Source organism: Mycobacterium sp. 852002-51961_SCH5331710, from assembly GCF_001665535.1.
In the GTDB taxonomy this organism is placed as follows: domain Bacteria; phylum Actinomycetota; class Actinomycetes; order Mycobacteriales; family Mycobacteriaceae; genus Mycobacterium.
Map to the genome: position 1 here is coordinate 86592 of NZ_LZSQ01000106.1, position 14158 is coordinate 100749.

The window sequence follows — 14158 nt, forward strand, 5'->3', positions numbered from 1 at the left end:
GATTCATGGCCTGCGCCGCGTCAATCCCACGGGGTCGGGTATCCGGTCAGCCGAGATGCGTTGCCGGAAAACCCAATACGTCCAACCCTGGTACAGCAACACCAGCGGCGCGAACACCAGCGCGGCCCAGCTCATGATCGTCAGCGTGTACGGGCTCGACGCGGCGTTGTCGATCGTGAGGCTGTAGGCCGGGTCGATCGTCGACGGCATCAGGTTCGGGTAGAGCACGCCGAAGAGCAGAATCACGACCGCCGCGACGGCCATTGTCGTGTACGCGAACGCCCAGCCTTCTCCGACACCACGCCACACCCGGACGGTGGCCGCCAGGTGCGCCAGACCGGCGACGACAAGCACGACCCACGTCCAGTCCTTACCTTGCTCGAGCTGTGTCCACAGCCCGAACGACGCCAGTACCACCGTCACCGGCAGCGCCGCCCGGCCGGCGAACCGCAGAGCCTCTTCGCGCACTGCGCCATCGGTTTTCAGCGCCACGAACACGGCACCGTGGAACAGGAACAGCCCGGCAGTGGCGACGCCGCCGAGCAATGTGTAGCCGTTGAGCAGGTCGCCGATCGACGCCTGCAGCCGCTTGTCGGCGTCGATGGGAAGGCCGCGCACCAGCGCGGCGAACGCGACACCCCACAGCACGGCGGGCACCCACGATCCGGCGGCGATCCCGATGTCGGCCCAACGGCGCCAACCGGGGTCGTTGACCTTGCCGCGCCACTCGATCGCCACGACGCGCAGGATCATCGACACCAGGATGGCCAGCAGGGGCAGGTACAGGCCCGAGAACATCGTTGCGTACCAGTCGGGGAAGGCTGCGAACATGGCGCCGCCCGCGGTGATCAGCCAGACCTCGTTGCCGTCCCAAACCGGGCCGATGGTGTTGAGCACCGCGCGTCGGCGCCGCTCGGCGTCCTGGCCCGCGCCGCGGCCCAACAACCCCATTAACATCCCGACACCGAAGTCGAATCCCTCGAGGACGAAGAACCCGAGGAACAACCCGGCCATCACGACGAACCACAGCTCTTGTAGCGCCATTGCCACCAGCTCCTTAGTACGCGAATGACAACGGAGCCACCTCGTCGCTGCCGGGCGGTAGCGGGGCGGCGGGCTCCGAATCGTGTTCCTGCGGCCCTTCGACGGTGTAGCGGCGGATGAGCCAGAACCAGATGACCGCGAGCACCGCGTAGATCACCGTGAACGCGACCAGTGAAAGGACGACCATGCCGACCGAGTGCCCGGAGACCCCTTCGGCGACGGTCAACCGGATCATCGGGTCGCCGGTCGGGTTGGGCACGACGACCCAGGGCTGGCGGCCCATCTCGGTGAACACCCACCCGGCGCTGTTGGCCAGGAAGGGTGCCGGCATCGCGACAAGCGCGAAGCGGGAAAGCCAGCGAGAGCGAGGAATCCGGCGTCGGCGCGTCAGCCACAGCACCGCGACCGAGAACAGCACCGGCACGGCGAGCAGGCCGATCATGGCGCGGAAGGACCAGTACGTCACGAACAGGTTGGGCCGGTAGTCGCCGGGCCCGAACTTCTCTACGTACTGGCTCTGAAGATCTTTGACACCTTCGAGGCGCACCCCCTCGAACTCGCCCTTGGCCAGGAACGGCAGCACATAGGGGACGTCTATGAGGTGGACGACGCTGTCGCAGTTGTTGTGGGTGCCGACCGTCAGGATGGAGAAGTCCGGATCGGTTGCGGTGTGGCACAACGATTCCGCCGACGCCATCTTCATCGGCTGCTGCTCGAACATGAGCTTGCCCTGGACGTCGCCGGAGGCGACGAGGCCGAGCGTCGCGGCCAGCACGACGATGCACCCCAGTACCGCGGCGGGGCGGAACATGGTCTCCGCCTCGTCGCGGTCGTCGTTGCGCGCGCGGATCATCCACCAGACGCACACGCCGGCGACGAACGTCCCTGCGGTGAGGAACGCCCCGAACACCGCATGCGTGAATGCGGCCAGCGCGGTGTTGTTCGTGAACAGCGCGACAATGCTGGTCAACTCGGCACGACCGGTCTCCGGGTTGAGCCGTGCGCCGACGGGATGCTGCATCCATGAGTTCGCGGCGATGATGAAGAACGCCGACAGGTTCACTGCGACGGCGACCACCCAGATGCAGGCGAGGTGGACGAGTCGGGGGAGCCGGGTCCAGCCGAAGATCCACAAGCCGAGGAATGTCGACTCGAAGAAGAAGGCGGCCAGGCCCTCCATCGCCAGCGGTGCGCCGAAGACGTCCCCGACGAACCGCGAGTATTCGCTCCAGTTCATGCCGAACTGGAACTCCTGGACGATGCCGGTGGCCACGCCCAGGGCGAAGTTGATCAGGAACAACTTGCCGAAGAAGCGGGTGAGGCGGTACCAGGACGTGTTGCCGGTGAGCACCCACGCGGTCTGCATGACCGCGATCAGCGGCGCCAGCCCGATGGTCAGCGGAACGAAGATGAAGTGGTAGACGGTGGTGATTCCGAACTGCCACCGCGACACATCGAGCGCGTCCATCTCACCCTCTCCCGTGGCTGTGGCACCAGCCTACGACAGGGTGTAGTAGACGTCAGTGTGGGTTAGCTCACCGACTCTTCAGCCGCAGGTGAAGGGGCCGATCCGCCGGTGCCGAGATCCTTGGACGCCTTGCGGATGCCGAACGCCGTCACGATCTCGAAGACGCCGATCACGATCAGCGAGATGCCGGCCACCACGGTCAGGATCGCCAGCGACTCGAACGGGGCCGCGAGCATGATGACGCCTGCGATCAGGCTGACCACGCCGACGAAGATCTCCCATGCGCGGCCGGGCAGTGTCGGATCGCTGATCGCCGAGACCGCTGTGGCGACACCACGGAAGATGAAGCCGATGCCGATCCAGATCGCCAGCAGCAGGATCGATTCCTGCAGGCTGCGGAAGCACAGCACGGCGAGAATCAGGGCCGCGGCACCGGAGATGAACAGCAGGACCCGGCCGCCGGCCGAGACATGGAGACTGAACGCGAAGATCACCTGCGCGATGCCGGCGACCAGCAGGTAGGCGCCGAAGAAGATCGCCGCGATCACGATGGTCTTACCCGGCCACAACCAGACGGCTACGCCGAGCGCTACCGCGAGGAGTCCGGAGACCAGGGTCGTTTTCCAGAGATGCCGCAGCAAGCTGGGCGGGGCGGTGCTAGTCATTGGCGCAGTGTGGCATAGCTGAGCGGAAGGGATCGTCGCATTTCGGTATCGATTCGACCCCCAGTCCCCGAACCGCCACGTACGCACGCGTTTGGTTCCCCTGCCGCGGCGTGTGCTCTCTACTACTGTTCCGTTACCGGTGCTTGGTACCGGTTCCACGACGTAGAAAGTAGGGGCATCCGTGTTAGGTGACTGTCACAACCGTCGAGGTAGATTCTGGCGCTTCGCAGTCGTATTCGCTGCGTCCGGCGTGCTGGCGCTGTCCGGCTGCGCCAGCGGCGAAGGAGGCGGCGGCGGTGGTGATTCCACCAGCGCACCGGCGACCGTCTCGGCGGCCAAGGTCGACGAGATCGCCAACACCGTGCCAGAGGCCATCAAGTCGTCCGGCAAGTTGGTCATCGGCGTCAACATTCCCTACGCGCCCAACGAATTCAAGGATCCCAGCGGAAAGATCGTCGGCTTCGACGTCGATCTGATGAACGCGATCGCGGCCACGCTCGGGTTGACGCCCGAATACCGGGAATCGGATTTCGCGAAGATCATCCCGTCGATCCAGGGTGGCACCTACAACGTCGGGATGTCGTCGTTCACCGACACCAAGGAACGTGAGAAGACGGTCGATTTCGTCACGTACTTCAATGCGGGCACGATGTGGGCGCAGCGGCCGGGTTCGCAGATCGACCCGAACAACGCGTGCGGCAAGAAGGTCGCGGTGCAGGCCACCACCACACAAGAGGCGGAAGAACTTCCGGCGAAGAACAAGGCGTGCATCGATGCCGGCAACCCGCCGATCGAGATCGTTCCGTTCGACGGACAGGACGCCGCCACCAACGCCGTGGTGCTCGGCCAGGTCGACGCGATGTCGGCGGATTCGCCGGTGACCTCGTACGCGATCAAGCAGAGCAACGGCAAACTCGAACCCGCCGGTGACATCTTCGACTCGGCGCCGTACGGCTGGCCGGTGCAGAAGGGGTCGGCGCTCGCCCAGTCGCTGCAGAAGGCGCTCGAGCATTTGATCAACGAGGGCACATACCGCGAAATCGCCGCCAACTGGGGCGTCGAGAACGGGATGATCGACAAGCCAGTCATCAACGGCGCCGTCTCGTAAAGGACGTTTCATGACCGATGTCGACACGCCGTCACCCGTAGCCCCGGCCGCCATCGACGCGGTGCCCCTGCGCCATCCGTGGCGGTGGGTGGCGGCGGTCGTCATCGTCATTCTCGTCGCCCTGTTCCTCTACGGCGCGGCGACCAACGAGTCCTACCGTTGGTCGACTTACTGGGAGTACCTGTTCAACGAGCGGGTGTTGAAGGTCGGTGTCCTCAACACACTGCAACTGACCATCTATTCGATGGTGCTCGCCATCGCACTCGGCGTGCTGCTCGCGGTGATGCGGCTGTCGCCGAATCCGGTATTGAAAGCCGTTGCGTGGGTGTATCTGTGGATCTTCCGCGGCACCCCGGTGTACGTGCAGCTGGTGTTCTGGGGGCTGTTGCCGACGATCTACCAGAACATTCAGCTGGGCGTGCCGTTCGGACCCTCGCTGCTACAGGTGAACCTGCAGTCGCTGTCGATCCCGTTCCTGCTGGCGATTCTCGGTCTTGCGCTCAACGAGGCCGCGTACATGGCCGAGATCATCCGCGCGGGAATCAGTTCCGTGCCCGAAGGCCAGGCGGAGGCGTCGACAGCGCTGGGTATGTCGTGGGGAATGACCATGCGGCGCACCGTCCTTCCGCAGGCGATGCGGGTGATCATCCCGCCGACCGGCAACGAGGTCATCAGCATGCTCAAGACCACCTCGCTGGTGACCGCGGTGCCGTTCACGCTGGACCTGTACGGCATCACCTCGCGTGAGATCGCCGCGCGCATCTTCGAACCCGTGCCGCTGCTGCTGGTCGCCGCGACGTGGTACCTAGCGATCACCAGCGTGCTCATGATCGGCCAGTACTACCTCGAGCGGTATTACTCGCGCGGTGCGTCGCGCAAGCTCACCACCAAACAACTCGAGGCGCTGGCCAAGGCGCAGACGCTGGGGGAGGCCCACCCGTGACACCGATGGTCAAGGCCGAGGCCGTCTGCAAGAACTTCGGTGCGCTGCAGGTGCTCAAGGGCGTCACGCTCGAGATCGGTCGCGGCGAGGTGCTGTGCATGGTCGGGCCGTCCGGTTCGGGCAAGTCGACGTTCCTGCGGTGCATCAACCATCTCGAACAGGTCAACGCCGGGCGACTGTACGTGGACGGCGAGCTGATCGGATATCGCCAACGGGGCAACAAACTTCATGAGATGCCTGCGCGGGAGGCCGCCCGCCAGCGCCGTGACATCGGCATGGTGTTCCAACACTTCAACCTGTTTCCGCACCGCACGGCGCTGGAGAACGTCGTCGAGGCGCCCATCCACGTCAAACGCGTCAAGAAGGACGAGGCGATCGCCCGCGCCCGCGACCTGCTCGATCAGGTGGGCCTGTCCGCGAAGGCCGACGCCTATCCGGCGCAGTTGTCCGGTGGTCAGCAGCAACGCGTGGCGATCGCCCGCGCACTGGCGATGACCCCCAAGCTGATGCTGTTCGACGAGCCCACCTCGGCGCTCGACCCCGAACTCGTCGGCGAGGTGCTCGAGGTGATGAAAAAGCTTGCGGCCGAGGGTATGACGATGGTGGTGGTGACGCACGAGATGGGGTTCGCCCGCGAGGTGGCCAACCATCTGGTGTTCATGGACGGCGGGGTGGTCGTCGAGAGCGGGCCACCGCGCGAAGTGTTGTCCAACCCGAAACACGAACGCACGAAAGCGTTTCTGTCCAAGGTGCTGTAGACAGATGCCGGCAAGCACCCCGGATCCCGCCACACCGCTGTGGCGCGCGGCACAGGTCTTCCGATTGCTCAGTTGCCTGTACGCCCTCGGGTTCCAGGTGTCGGTGAATCCCGACCTGGAGCGGCCGGGGCTGGCGTGGTCGCTGTTCGCCGTGCTGATCGGGTGGAGTGCGGTGTGCGCGGTGGCCTATCTGCAGGGGTTCGGCCGACGCCCGGCCTGGGTGCTGGCCGAGATTGCGGTGGTCGTGGCTTTGGTCCTGTCGACCGAACTGGTCGCGTCGTCGCAGTGGGCGTTGGACAACCAGTCCTGGCCAACGACGTTGTGGGCAACCAACGCAACCATTTCGGCGGCGATCGTCGCAGGCCCGATCGCGGGCATGTTCGCCGGAGTGGCGGTGATGGTTGCCAGCACCCTCGTCAAAGGCTTCATCAACTACGACGTCTGGCGCAACGCGACGATTGTCATCGAACTCGCGGTCGGCCTCGCCGTGGGTATGGCCGCGCAGACCGCGCGGCGGGCGCATACGGAACTGGAGCAGGCCGCGCGGTTGGCTGCGGCCCACCAGGAGCGGGAGCGGTTGTCCCGCGAGGTGCACGACGGTGCCATCCAGGTGCTCGCGCTGGTGTCGCGCCGCGGCCGCGAAATCGGCGGCGAGACCGCCGAACTCGCCGATCTCGCCGGCCAGCAGGAGCGTGCGCTGAGGCGACTGGTCAGCTCTGGGGAGAGCGAACCCCGCGTCGGGGCGATGACCGACGTCGGGGCGCTGTTGCGGCAGCGTGCGTCGGACCGAGTATCGGTCAGCCTGCCCGCCGATCCCGTTCTGCTGGACGCCGTCGTCGCCACCGAGTTGTCTGCTGCCGTCCTCAACGCGCTCGACAATGTGGTCGCCCACGCCGGACCGGACGCGCACGCCTACGTGCTGCTCGAAGACCTCGGCGACGCGGTCACGGTCAGCATCCGGGACAACGGCACGGGCATACCGGAGGGGCGGTTGGCGGAGGCGGAGCGAGAGGGTCGCATCGGCATCTCGAAATCCATTGTGGGACGGATGAAGTGGCTCGGTGGCAGCGCCAAGCTGATCACCGGGCCGGAGAGCGGGACGGAATGGGAACTGACGCTACCCCGACGGTGATGGTCGTCGACGACCATCCCATCTGGCGTGACGCGGTGGCCCGCGACCTCGCCGAGGACGGCTTCACCGTGGTCGCGACCGCCGACCGGGTGGGTGCGGCGCGGCGCCGCGCGGCGGCGGTCCAACCGGACGTCGTGGTGATGGACATGCGGCTCGCCGACGGTGATGGCGCGCAGGCGACCGCGGAAGTGCTGGCCGTGTCGCCGTCATCGAAGATTTTGGTGTTGTCGGCGTCCGACGAGCGGGAGGACGTTCTCGAAGCCGTGAAGGCCGGGGCGACCGGCTATCTGGTGAAGAGCGCCTCGAAGCAGGAACTCGGCGACGCGGTGCGCGCCACCGCCGAGGGCAGGGCCGTCTTCACGCCCGGCCTGGCGGGCTTGGTGCTCGGCGAGTACCGGCGGATCGCCCAGAATCGCGGCGACGGACCGGAAACCCCGAGCCTGACCGAGCGGGAGACCGAGATCCTTCGCTATGTCGCCAAGGGTCTGACTGCCAAGCAGATCGCCGCCCGACTGTCGCTGAGCCACCGCACGGTCGAGAACCACGTGCAGGCCACCTTCCGCAAGCTGCAGGTCGCGAACCGTGTCGAGCTGGCGCGCTACGCGATCGAACACGGGCTAGACGAGTAGTCCTACTCATCCGGTCGGGCCGTCGCGCTGTGACGATGGCTGCATGACCGAACCGCAGCGCGCCGTCATCGCCCGCCTGTCCGCCGATCTCTCCGCGATCTCCGCATATCTGGCGCGGGTGTCGTCGGATCTGACCGAGCTCGACCGGCTGCTGGTCTCGACGCCGGCGCAACAACAGCCGCAGCACCCGCCGCAGCCCTACGCCGCTCCCGCCGCGTATCCGCCGCCTTACGTTGCGCCCGTGGCGAAGCCGCCCCGCGACGAGGGATGGATAGGCAAGCTGCTGGCGGTCGCCGGCGTGGCCGTGACGCTGATCGGCGTCGTGTTCCTGCTCGTCCTGGCCGCGCAGGCGGGCCTGCTGCGACCGGAGATCCGCGTCGCGGCGGGTGTGGTCCTGGCAGGTGGGCTCGTTGGCGCCGGCTGGTGGCTGAACCGCAGGCCCGGCGGCCGCACCGGCGCGATCGCGTTGGCGGCGACCGGTATCGCTGCGGCCTACATGGACGTCATCGCGGTGACCACCATCTACGAGTGGATGTCTCCGCCCGTCGGTCTGGTGCTCGCCGCCCTGATCGGGGGAGGCGGGCTCACGCTGGCCCGCCGCTGGAACTCCGAGCAGCTGGGCTTGCTCGTCCTGATCCCGCTGCTGGCGTTGGCCCCGGTGGTGGTCGGTGGCGTCACGCTGTTGCTCGTGGCGTTCATGCTCGCGCTGTCGGCGGCCTCGTTGCCGGTGCAGTTCGGCAAGGACTGGCTCTGGCTGCACGCCGCACGCGTCGCGGCGGCCACGCTGCCGCTGCTGGTGGCGCTCGTCGGCGTGTACTTCGACGACGGACACGATGCGTGGCTGGCCGGTGCGTGCGGCATCGCGGCGTTGCTCGCGATCGCCGGTGCGCTGATTCTGTTGCCGCACACCGCGAACAAGCGGGTGATAGCCATCCTCACCGGGTTCGGCATGCTGCCTGTGCTGTCGGTCTCGTTGGCTGTCGACCGTGTCGTCGCCGCGCTGATGGCGGCGGCGCTCGCCGCAGGACTGTTGGCGATCGTGTTCGTGGCCGACCGGTTGCCGGGGGTCGACAGCGCGGTACGCCGGATATGGGCGGTGCTCTCGGCGATATCGGCGGTGGTCGCGGTCATGGTGGCGTTCGACGGTCCGATCGCGGGACCGGTCCTGCTGGCGATGGCGCTGATGGTCGCACTGGCCGGGCGCGAACACGTCACGGCCAAGGCGGTCTCGATCGGCTTTGCGGCCGTCGGGTCGCTCTACTACCTGCATTGGGCGCCGCCCGACACGCTGCTGTGGGGAACGTCGATGAGCGGGGGCGTGGCCGCGTCGACGCTGGTCGCGAGCGTGCTGCTGATCGCGTGGAGCGTCGCGATCGTGTGGGCGTTCGATCCGCAGAATTCCGCGTTGTGGGCGGTCGCGGCCGCCGTGGCTGGATACGCGATCACGACGTTCACCGTCACTGTGGGTGTGCTGGTCGGGGGCACCGACAGCGGGTTTTATGCGGGCCACATGGTCGCCACGATCAGTTGGATCGCACTGGCGGCCGCATTGTTCGGCTATGCGGCGCGGCTGCCGCGGGCGGACCGGTCGGTGCCGATCGGCGGGGGATTGGCCCTGGTGGCCGCGGCGATGGCCAAGCTGTTCCTCTTCGACCTCGGCACGCTCAACGGCATCTTCCGCGTTGTGGTGTTCATCGTCGTCGGTCTCGTCCTGCTCGGCATGGGCGCCGGCTACGCCCGCCTACTGGAGAAGCAGGACCAGCGGAGCCCAAATGTGACCAGTGACACATGCTAAACTGGACTGAGTCCAGAATAGGAGGTGTTGTAGAGGCCATGAGCACATCTACACGTCGTTCGGAGACAGAAGTACAGGGATTTCAAGCGTCGCCGGAGTTCGCCGCGAACCTGCAGCGGGTTCTGGTGGACCTGATCGAGCTGCACCTGCAGGGCAAGCAGGCGCACTGGAACATCGTCGGCACCAACTTCCGGGACCTCCATCTTCAGCTCGACGAGCTCGTCGACTTCGCCCGCGAGGGCAGCGACACGATCGCCGAGCGAATGCGGGCCTTGGAGGCCACGCCGGACGGTCGCACGGACACGGTCGCCGCCACCACCACGCTGCCGCAGTTCCCGGCGTACGAGGTGAGCACCCAGGAGGCGGTCGACTTGATCGCCGGCCGGATCTACGCCGCGGTCGACACGATGCGCCAGGTGCATGACGCCGTCGACGCCGAGGACCCCAGCACCGCCGACGTCCTGCACCAGCTGATCGATGGCCTGGAGAAGCAGGCCTGGCTGATCAAGTCGGAGAACCGCAAGGTCTAGCGCGCATTCGACAGTGCGTCGTTTTCCGCGATCGGGGTATATCTCGGGGCGTGACTGTGACACGCGATATCCACGCCTCCCGTCAGCAGGTCTGGGACGTCATGGCCGACGGGTGGACGTACTCACAATGGGTGGTCGGCAACAGCCGCATGCGCGCCGTCGACCCGAACTGGCCGGCGCCGGGAGCGGAAATCCGGCATTCGGTGGGCGTCTGGCCGCTGCTGCTCAACGACGTCACCGTCGTCGAGAAGAGCACCCCGCCCGAGGAACTGGTGCTGCACGCCAAGGGCCGTCCCTTCGGCGGGGCGCGAATCATCCTGCGGCTCTTCGACATTCCCGACGGCTGCCGGGTTGAGATGACCGAGTTCCCGGTCAGTGGACCCGCCGCGATGATGCCGAACAAGCTGACCGATATCGCCGCCTACCCCCGTAACCGGGAAACCCTGTGGCGGCTGGCGGCACTGGCCGAGCGGCTCAAACCGACTGAGGTCGACGACTGAGCGGTTCGAGCTCGACCGCCTCACGCACGGCGGCATCGTCGCGCCGTCCGACCAGGTACCACGTCGTCATGACGCCCTTGCCCTTGACCTCGACCTCACCGCGGGGCTCGAGCACGAACGTGCTGCGCAGGCGTTCGGCGACATCGTCGGGTACCTGGATGCGGCCCTCGACGTCGGTGGTCTCCATGCGGGACGCCACGTTGACCGCATCACCCCACACGTCGTAGAAGAACTTGCGCGCCCCGACAACCCCGGCGACCACCGGGCCGGCGGCGAGACCGATGCGCAGCGGCACCCTGCGGCCCCGCGGGTCGCGCAGGTCGGCGACGGCGTCGGCCATGTCGAGCGCCAGGCAGGCCAGGGCTTCGAGGTGGTCCGGGCGGGGGTGTGGCACACCGCTGACCACCATGTAGGAGTCGCCGCTCGTCTTGACCTTCTCCAGGCCGTGGCGGTCGACGAGCGCGTCCAGGTCCGTGTAGAGCCGGTCGAGGAACCGGACCAGATCGCACGGGTTGGTGTCGCTGGCCCGCAACGTGTAGCCGGCGATGTCGGCGAACAGGATCGACGCGTCGTCGTACCGGTCGGCGATGACGGTGCGGCTCGGGTCCTTGAGCCGCTCGGCGATGGTCGCGGGAAGGATGTTGGCCAGGAGGCGTTCAGACCGCTCGTATTCGGCCTCCATCGCCAGGCGTGCCCGGCGGATCTCCCGCAGCGCGAACCACAACGTGGCGATGACGAGGATCCACGCGGTGGCGACGGTCAGTATGAACGACGTCGTACGGGCCCAATCCGGTTGTATGCCGGTGTTATCCGGCACCAAGTACTCCAGAAGCACCACCGTCACCGCACCCAACGCCGACAGCACCGACGCCAGCAGGATGTGGTCGATGCCGAGGATGACCACCATGATCGCGGCCGCCACGACGAAGTAGAACTGCAACCCCGATCCGGTGCCGAGCTGGATGCACTGGATCGTGATGGTCACGAACGCGACGACGAAGAACACCAGCGGCGCGACGAGCTCGCCGAAGCGGCACAGCAGCGGGATCGCTGCGAACGCCACGGCGCTGATGAGGCTGAGAACCGGAATCCACCACACCTCGACCCCGACGATCAGACCCTGGAAACCGAAGAAGGCGCTGATGGCCGCGCTGATCATCGCTGTGACATCGAGGACCCGCCGGCGTCGCACGGACAGTTCCGCGTGGTGCCGAACCCGGGCGGGCGTCCGGCTCTCGAGCGCCACTTCGGGCACGCAGACCGGCCGCAGCCTCATCTCCACGGTTAGAGCGTAACGCCGAACACATTCGACCTGCTGATTCTCGGTGCCCTCGGTGAGACTCGAACTCACACTGTCACGATTTTGAGTCGTGTGCCTCTGCCAATTGGGCTACGAGGGCATTCGCTGTGGCGCGGCTTACCACCATAGATGATGCCCCGAACTCGCTGAACGGCACTGCTACGCCACAATGGCTTCCATGGCAACCGCTGCTGGGTCACCGCCCGACGCCGTGAAGGCCCGCCGAGTTCTCGTCGCCGAGGACGAGGCGCTCATCCGGATGGATCTCGCCGAGATGCTCCGCGAAGAGGGCTACGAGATCGTCGGAGAGGCGGGTGACGGGCAGGAGGCGGTCGATCTGGCCGAGAGCCTGAAGCCCGACCTCGTGATCATGGACGTCAAGATGCCCCGCCGCGACGGCATCGATGCGGCCTCCGAGATCGCTGGTAAGCGCATCGCACCGATCGTCATCCTGACCGCGTTCAGCCAGCGGGAATTGGTCGAACGGGCCAGGGACGCCGGCGCCATGGCCTACCTGGTCAAACCGTTCACCATCACCGACCTCATCCCGGCCATCGAGGTGGCGGTGAGCCGCTTCGGGGAGATGGCTGCGCTGGAGCAGGAAGTCGCGACGCTGTCCGAGCGACTGGAGACACGCAAGCTCGTCGAGCGGGCCAAGGGTTTGCTGCAAACCAAGCAGGGGATGACCGAACCCGAGGCGTTCAAGTGGATCCAGCGCGCCGCGATGGACCGGCGCACCACCATGAAACGCGTCGCCGAAGTGGTGCTCGAAACCCTCGACACGCCGAGCGAAGCACCGGAGTCGAGCTAACTCCCGGCCCGGCAGCCCGTAAAAATCCGGTTTCCGAAGATGCGGTTCGGCCACGACACCCGCCACGCATGGGTCAACAACGCGCACCAGCGTCAACCGTTGGCTATGGTCTTCCCGGAACGTCGCCGCCCCCGCCCGCCGGGCTGAGGCGCCGTCGCCGACTAACCCAAATGACCCGGAGGTGAAGCGTGCGCGGTCGCATGGCACGGAGAGCATTTGCTATCAGCAGCGCTGGTCTGGTCGTACTCGGCATAGCCGGCTGCCAGCAGTCGGAGCCGAGTGAGGGCGGCGAGGCGCAGACCGATCTGAAGATCGTCGAACAGATCCAGATCGACGAAAACGGTGCCGAGGTCAAAGCCGATGAGGGCGCCGCGCCCGCTGACCCCGCAGGGGACGGCAACGCGCAGTGCCCGCCGGTGTCGATCGCCATGGCCGGGGCGCTCAACGGCCCCGATGCCGCACTGGGCATCAACATCAAGAACGGCATCCAGTTGGCCGTCGACAAGCACAACGCCGCCAACCCCGGATGCCAGGTCCAGTTGAAGACCTTCGACACCGAGGGTGATCCGCAGAAGGCCACCCAGATCGCGCCGCAGATCATCAACGACGCGTTCACCATCGGCCTGATCGGTCCCGCCTTCTCCGGTGAGACCATGGCCACCGGCGACGTGTTCAACCAGGCCGGCCTCGTCGCGGCGACGGCCTCGGCGACCAACGTCACGCTGTCCGACAAGGGCTGGCGGACGTTCTTCCGCGGCCTGGGCAACGACGGCGTGCAGGGCCCGTCGGTCGCCAACTACCTGAAGAACACGCTGGGCCACAAGAAGGTCTGCGTGGTCGACGACAGCACCGACTACGGTCTGGGCCTGGCGCAGACCGTGCGCGAGACGCTCGGCCCGGTGGCCGACTCGTCGTGCAACATCTCGGTCAAGAAGGGCGACAAGGACTTCTCGGCGGCGGTGACCCAGATCAAGGGCGCCAACCCGGATTCGGTGTTCTTCAGCGGCTACTACGCCGAAGCCGCGCCGTTCGTGCAGCAGCTTCGGGACGGCGGCTACGAAGGGACGTTCGCCAGCGCCGACGGCACCAAGGATCCGGAGTTCGTCAAGCAGGCCGGCGACGCGTCCAAGGACGCCGTGCTTTCGTGCCCGTGCGGCCCGGCCACCGGCAGCTTCGCCGACGAGTACACCAAGAAGTTCAACCAGGAACCCGGCACCTACAGCAGCGAGGGCTACGACCTGGGCACGATCCTGTTGAAGGGCATCGACTCGGGCGCCATCACCCGGCCAGCGCTGCTCGACTTCGTCCGCAACTACGACGGCCGCGGTGTGGCCCGCCAGTACCAGTGGACGCCGAACGGCGAACTGACCACCAGCCTGATCTGGATCTACAAAGTTCAATAGCCCGCAGGCGGAACGCGTCCGAGACCGAAAGGCTCGGACGCGTTTTCGCTAGAGGCCCGTTCCCGCGAGGAG

At 66.6% G+C, this 14158-nt stretch carries 14 protein-coding genes and 1 tRNA gene; 10 read left to right on the forward strand and 5 right to left on the reverse strand.

Annotated features, from left to right (window positions below):
* Window positions 1-3: 3 nt before the first annotated feature.
* From cydB to A5752_RS18345, 3 genes are all read right to left on the reverse strand, one after another.
* Window positions 4-1044 carry a cytochrome d ubiquinol oxidase subunit II gene (cydB, locus tag A5752_RS18335; protein WP_067088352.1) on the reverse strand — a complete coding sequence of 347 codons (1041 nt, stop codon included), beginning with the start codon at window positions 1042-1044 and terminating at the stop codon, window positions 4-6.
* A gap of 13 nt (window positions 1045-1057) precedes the next feature.
* Window positions 1058-2512 carry a cytochrome ubiquinol oxidase subunit I gene (locus A5752_RS18340; RefSeq protein WP_067088354.1) on the reverse strand — a complete coding sequence of 485 codons (1455 nt, stop codon included), beginning with the start codon at window positions 2510-2512 and terminating at the stop codon, window positions 1058-1060.
* Between the two features lie 62 nt (window positions 2513-2574).
* Window positions 2575-3177: an HdeD family acid-resistance protein gene (locus A5752_RS18345; RefSeq protein ID WP_067088356.1), complete on the reverse strand. Its 603-nt coding sequence runs from the start codon at window positions 3175-3177 to the stop codon at window positions 2575-2577.
* 181 nt (window positions 3178-3358) lie between these two features.
* On the opposite strand from A5752_RS18345, the gene A5752_RS18350 reads away from it, so the two are divergent.
* The 8 genes from A5752_RS18350 to A5752_RS18385 are packed head-to-tail and all read left to right on the forward strand — an operon-like array spanning window position 3359 to window position 10572.
* Window positions 3359-4285 (forward strand): ABC transporter substrate-binding protein, encoded by a 927-nt coding sequence (locus tag A5752_RS18350; protein WP_067088358.1) that lies wholly within the window; start codon window positions 3359-3361, stop codon window positions 4283-4285.
* Window positions 4286-4295: 10 nt separating this feature from the next.
* On the forward strand, window positions 4296-5228 hold the full coding sequence (locus tag A5752_RS18355) for an amino acid ABC transporter permease (protein ID WP_067088360.1): 933 nt from the start codon (window positions 4296-4298) through the stop codon (window positions 5226-5228).
* A 5-nt stretch (window positions 5229-5233) separates the two neighbouring features.
* Window positions 5234-5986: an amino acid ABC transporter ATP-binding protein gene (locus tag A5752_RS18360; protein WP_067088433.1), complete on the forward strand. Its 753-nt coding sequence runs from the start codon at window positions 5234-5236 to the stop codon at window positions 5984-5986.
* Window positions 5987-5990: 4 nt separating this feature from the next.
* Window positions 5991-7118 carry a MacS family sensor histidine kinase gene (gene macS / locus A5752_RS18365; RefSeq protein ID WP_067088362.1) on the forward strand — a complete coding sequence of 376 codons (1128 nt, stop codon included), beginning with the start codon at window positions 5991-5993 and terminating at the stop codon, window positions 7116-7118.
* Complete coding sequence (locus A5752_RS18370) at window positions 7091-7747, forward strand: response regulator (protein WP_067088363.1); 657 nt, start codon at window positions 7091-7093, stop codon at window positions 7745-7747. Before macS ends, A5752_RS18370 begins: the two co-directional genes overlap by 28 nt.
* A gap of 43 nt (window positions 7748-7790) precedes the next feature.
* Window positions 7791-9542, forward strand: coding sequence for a DUF2339 domain-containing protein (locus A5752_RS18375; RefSeq protein ID WP_067088366.1), 1752 nt, complete (start codon window positions 7791-7793; stop codon window positions 9540-9542).
* 38 nt (window positions 9543-9580) lie between these two features.
* On the forward strand, window positions 9581-10072 hold the full coding sequence (locus tag A5752_RS18380) for a Dps family protein (protein WP_067088368.1): 492 nt from the start codon (window positions 9581-9583) through the stop codon (window positions 10070-10072).
* A gap of 50 nt (window positions 10073-10122) precedes the next feature.
* On the forward strand, window positions 10123-10572 hold the full coding sequence (locus A5752_RS18385; RefSeq protein ID WP_067088370.1) for an SRPBCC family protein: 450 nt from the start codon (window positions 10123-10125) through the stop codon (window positions 10570-10572).
* On the opposite strand, the gene A5752_RS18390 is transcribed toward A5752_RS18385, so the two are convergent.
* Together A5752_RS18390 and A5752_RS18395 are read right to left on the reverse strand one after the other, a co-directional pair.
* On the reverse strand, window positions 10547-11848 hold the full coding sequence (locus A5752_RS18390; RefSeq protein ID WP_082963960.1) for an adenylate/guanylate cyclase domain-containing protein: 1302 nt from the start codon (window positions 11846-11848) through the stop codon (window positions 10547-10549). The two genes, A5752_RS18385 and A5752_RS18390, sit on opposite strands and share 26 nt — an antisense overlap.
* Before the next feature lie 50 nt (window positions 11849-11898).
* A tRNA-Leu gene (locus tag A5752_RS18395) sits at window positions 11899-11972 on the reverse strand.
* Between the two features lie 78 nt (window positions 11973-12050).
* Between A5752_RS18395 and A5752_RS18400 the strand changes: the two genes are divergently transcribed.
* The gene (locus A5752_RS18400) at window positions 12051-12683 is read left to right on the forward strand and encodes an ANTAR domain-containing response regulator (protein WP_067088372.1); all 633 of its coding nucleotides are present in this window, start codon (window positions 12051-12053) and stop codon (window positions 12681-12683) included.
* A gap of 188 nt (window positions 12684-12871) precedes the next feature.
* Window positions 12872-14086 carry a branched-chain amino acid ABC transporter substrate-binding protein gene (locus A5752_RS18405; protein WP_067088374.1) on the forward strand — a complete coding sequence of 405 codons (1215 nt, stop codon included), beginning with the start codon at window positions 12872-12874 and terminating at the stop codon, window positions 14084-14086.
* Window positions 14087-14158 lie beyond the last annotated feature (72 nt).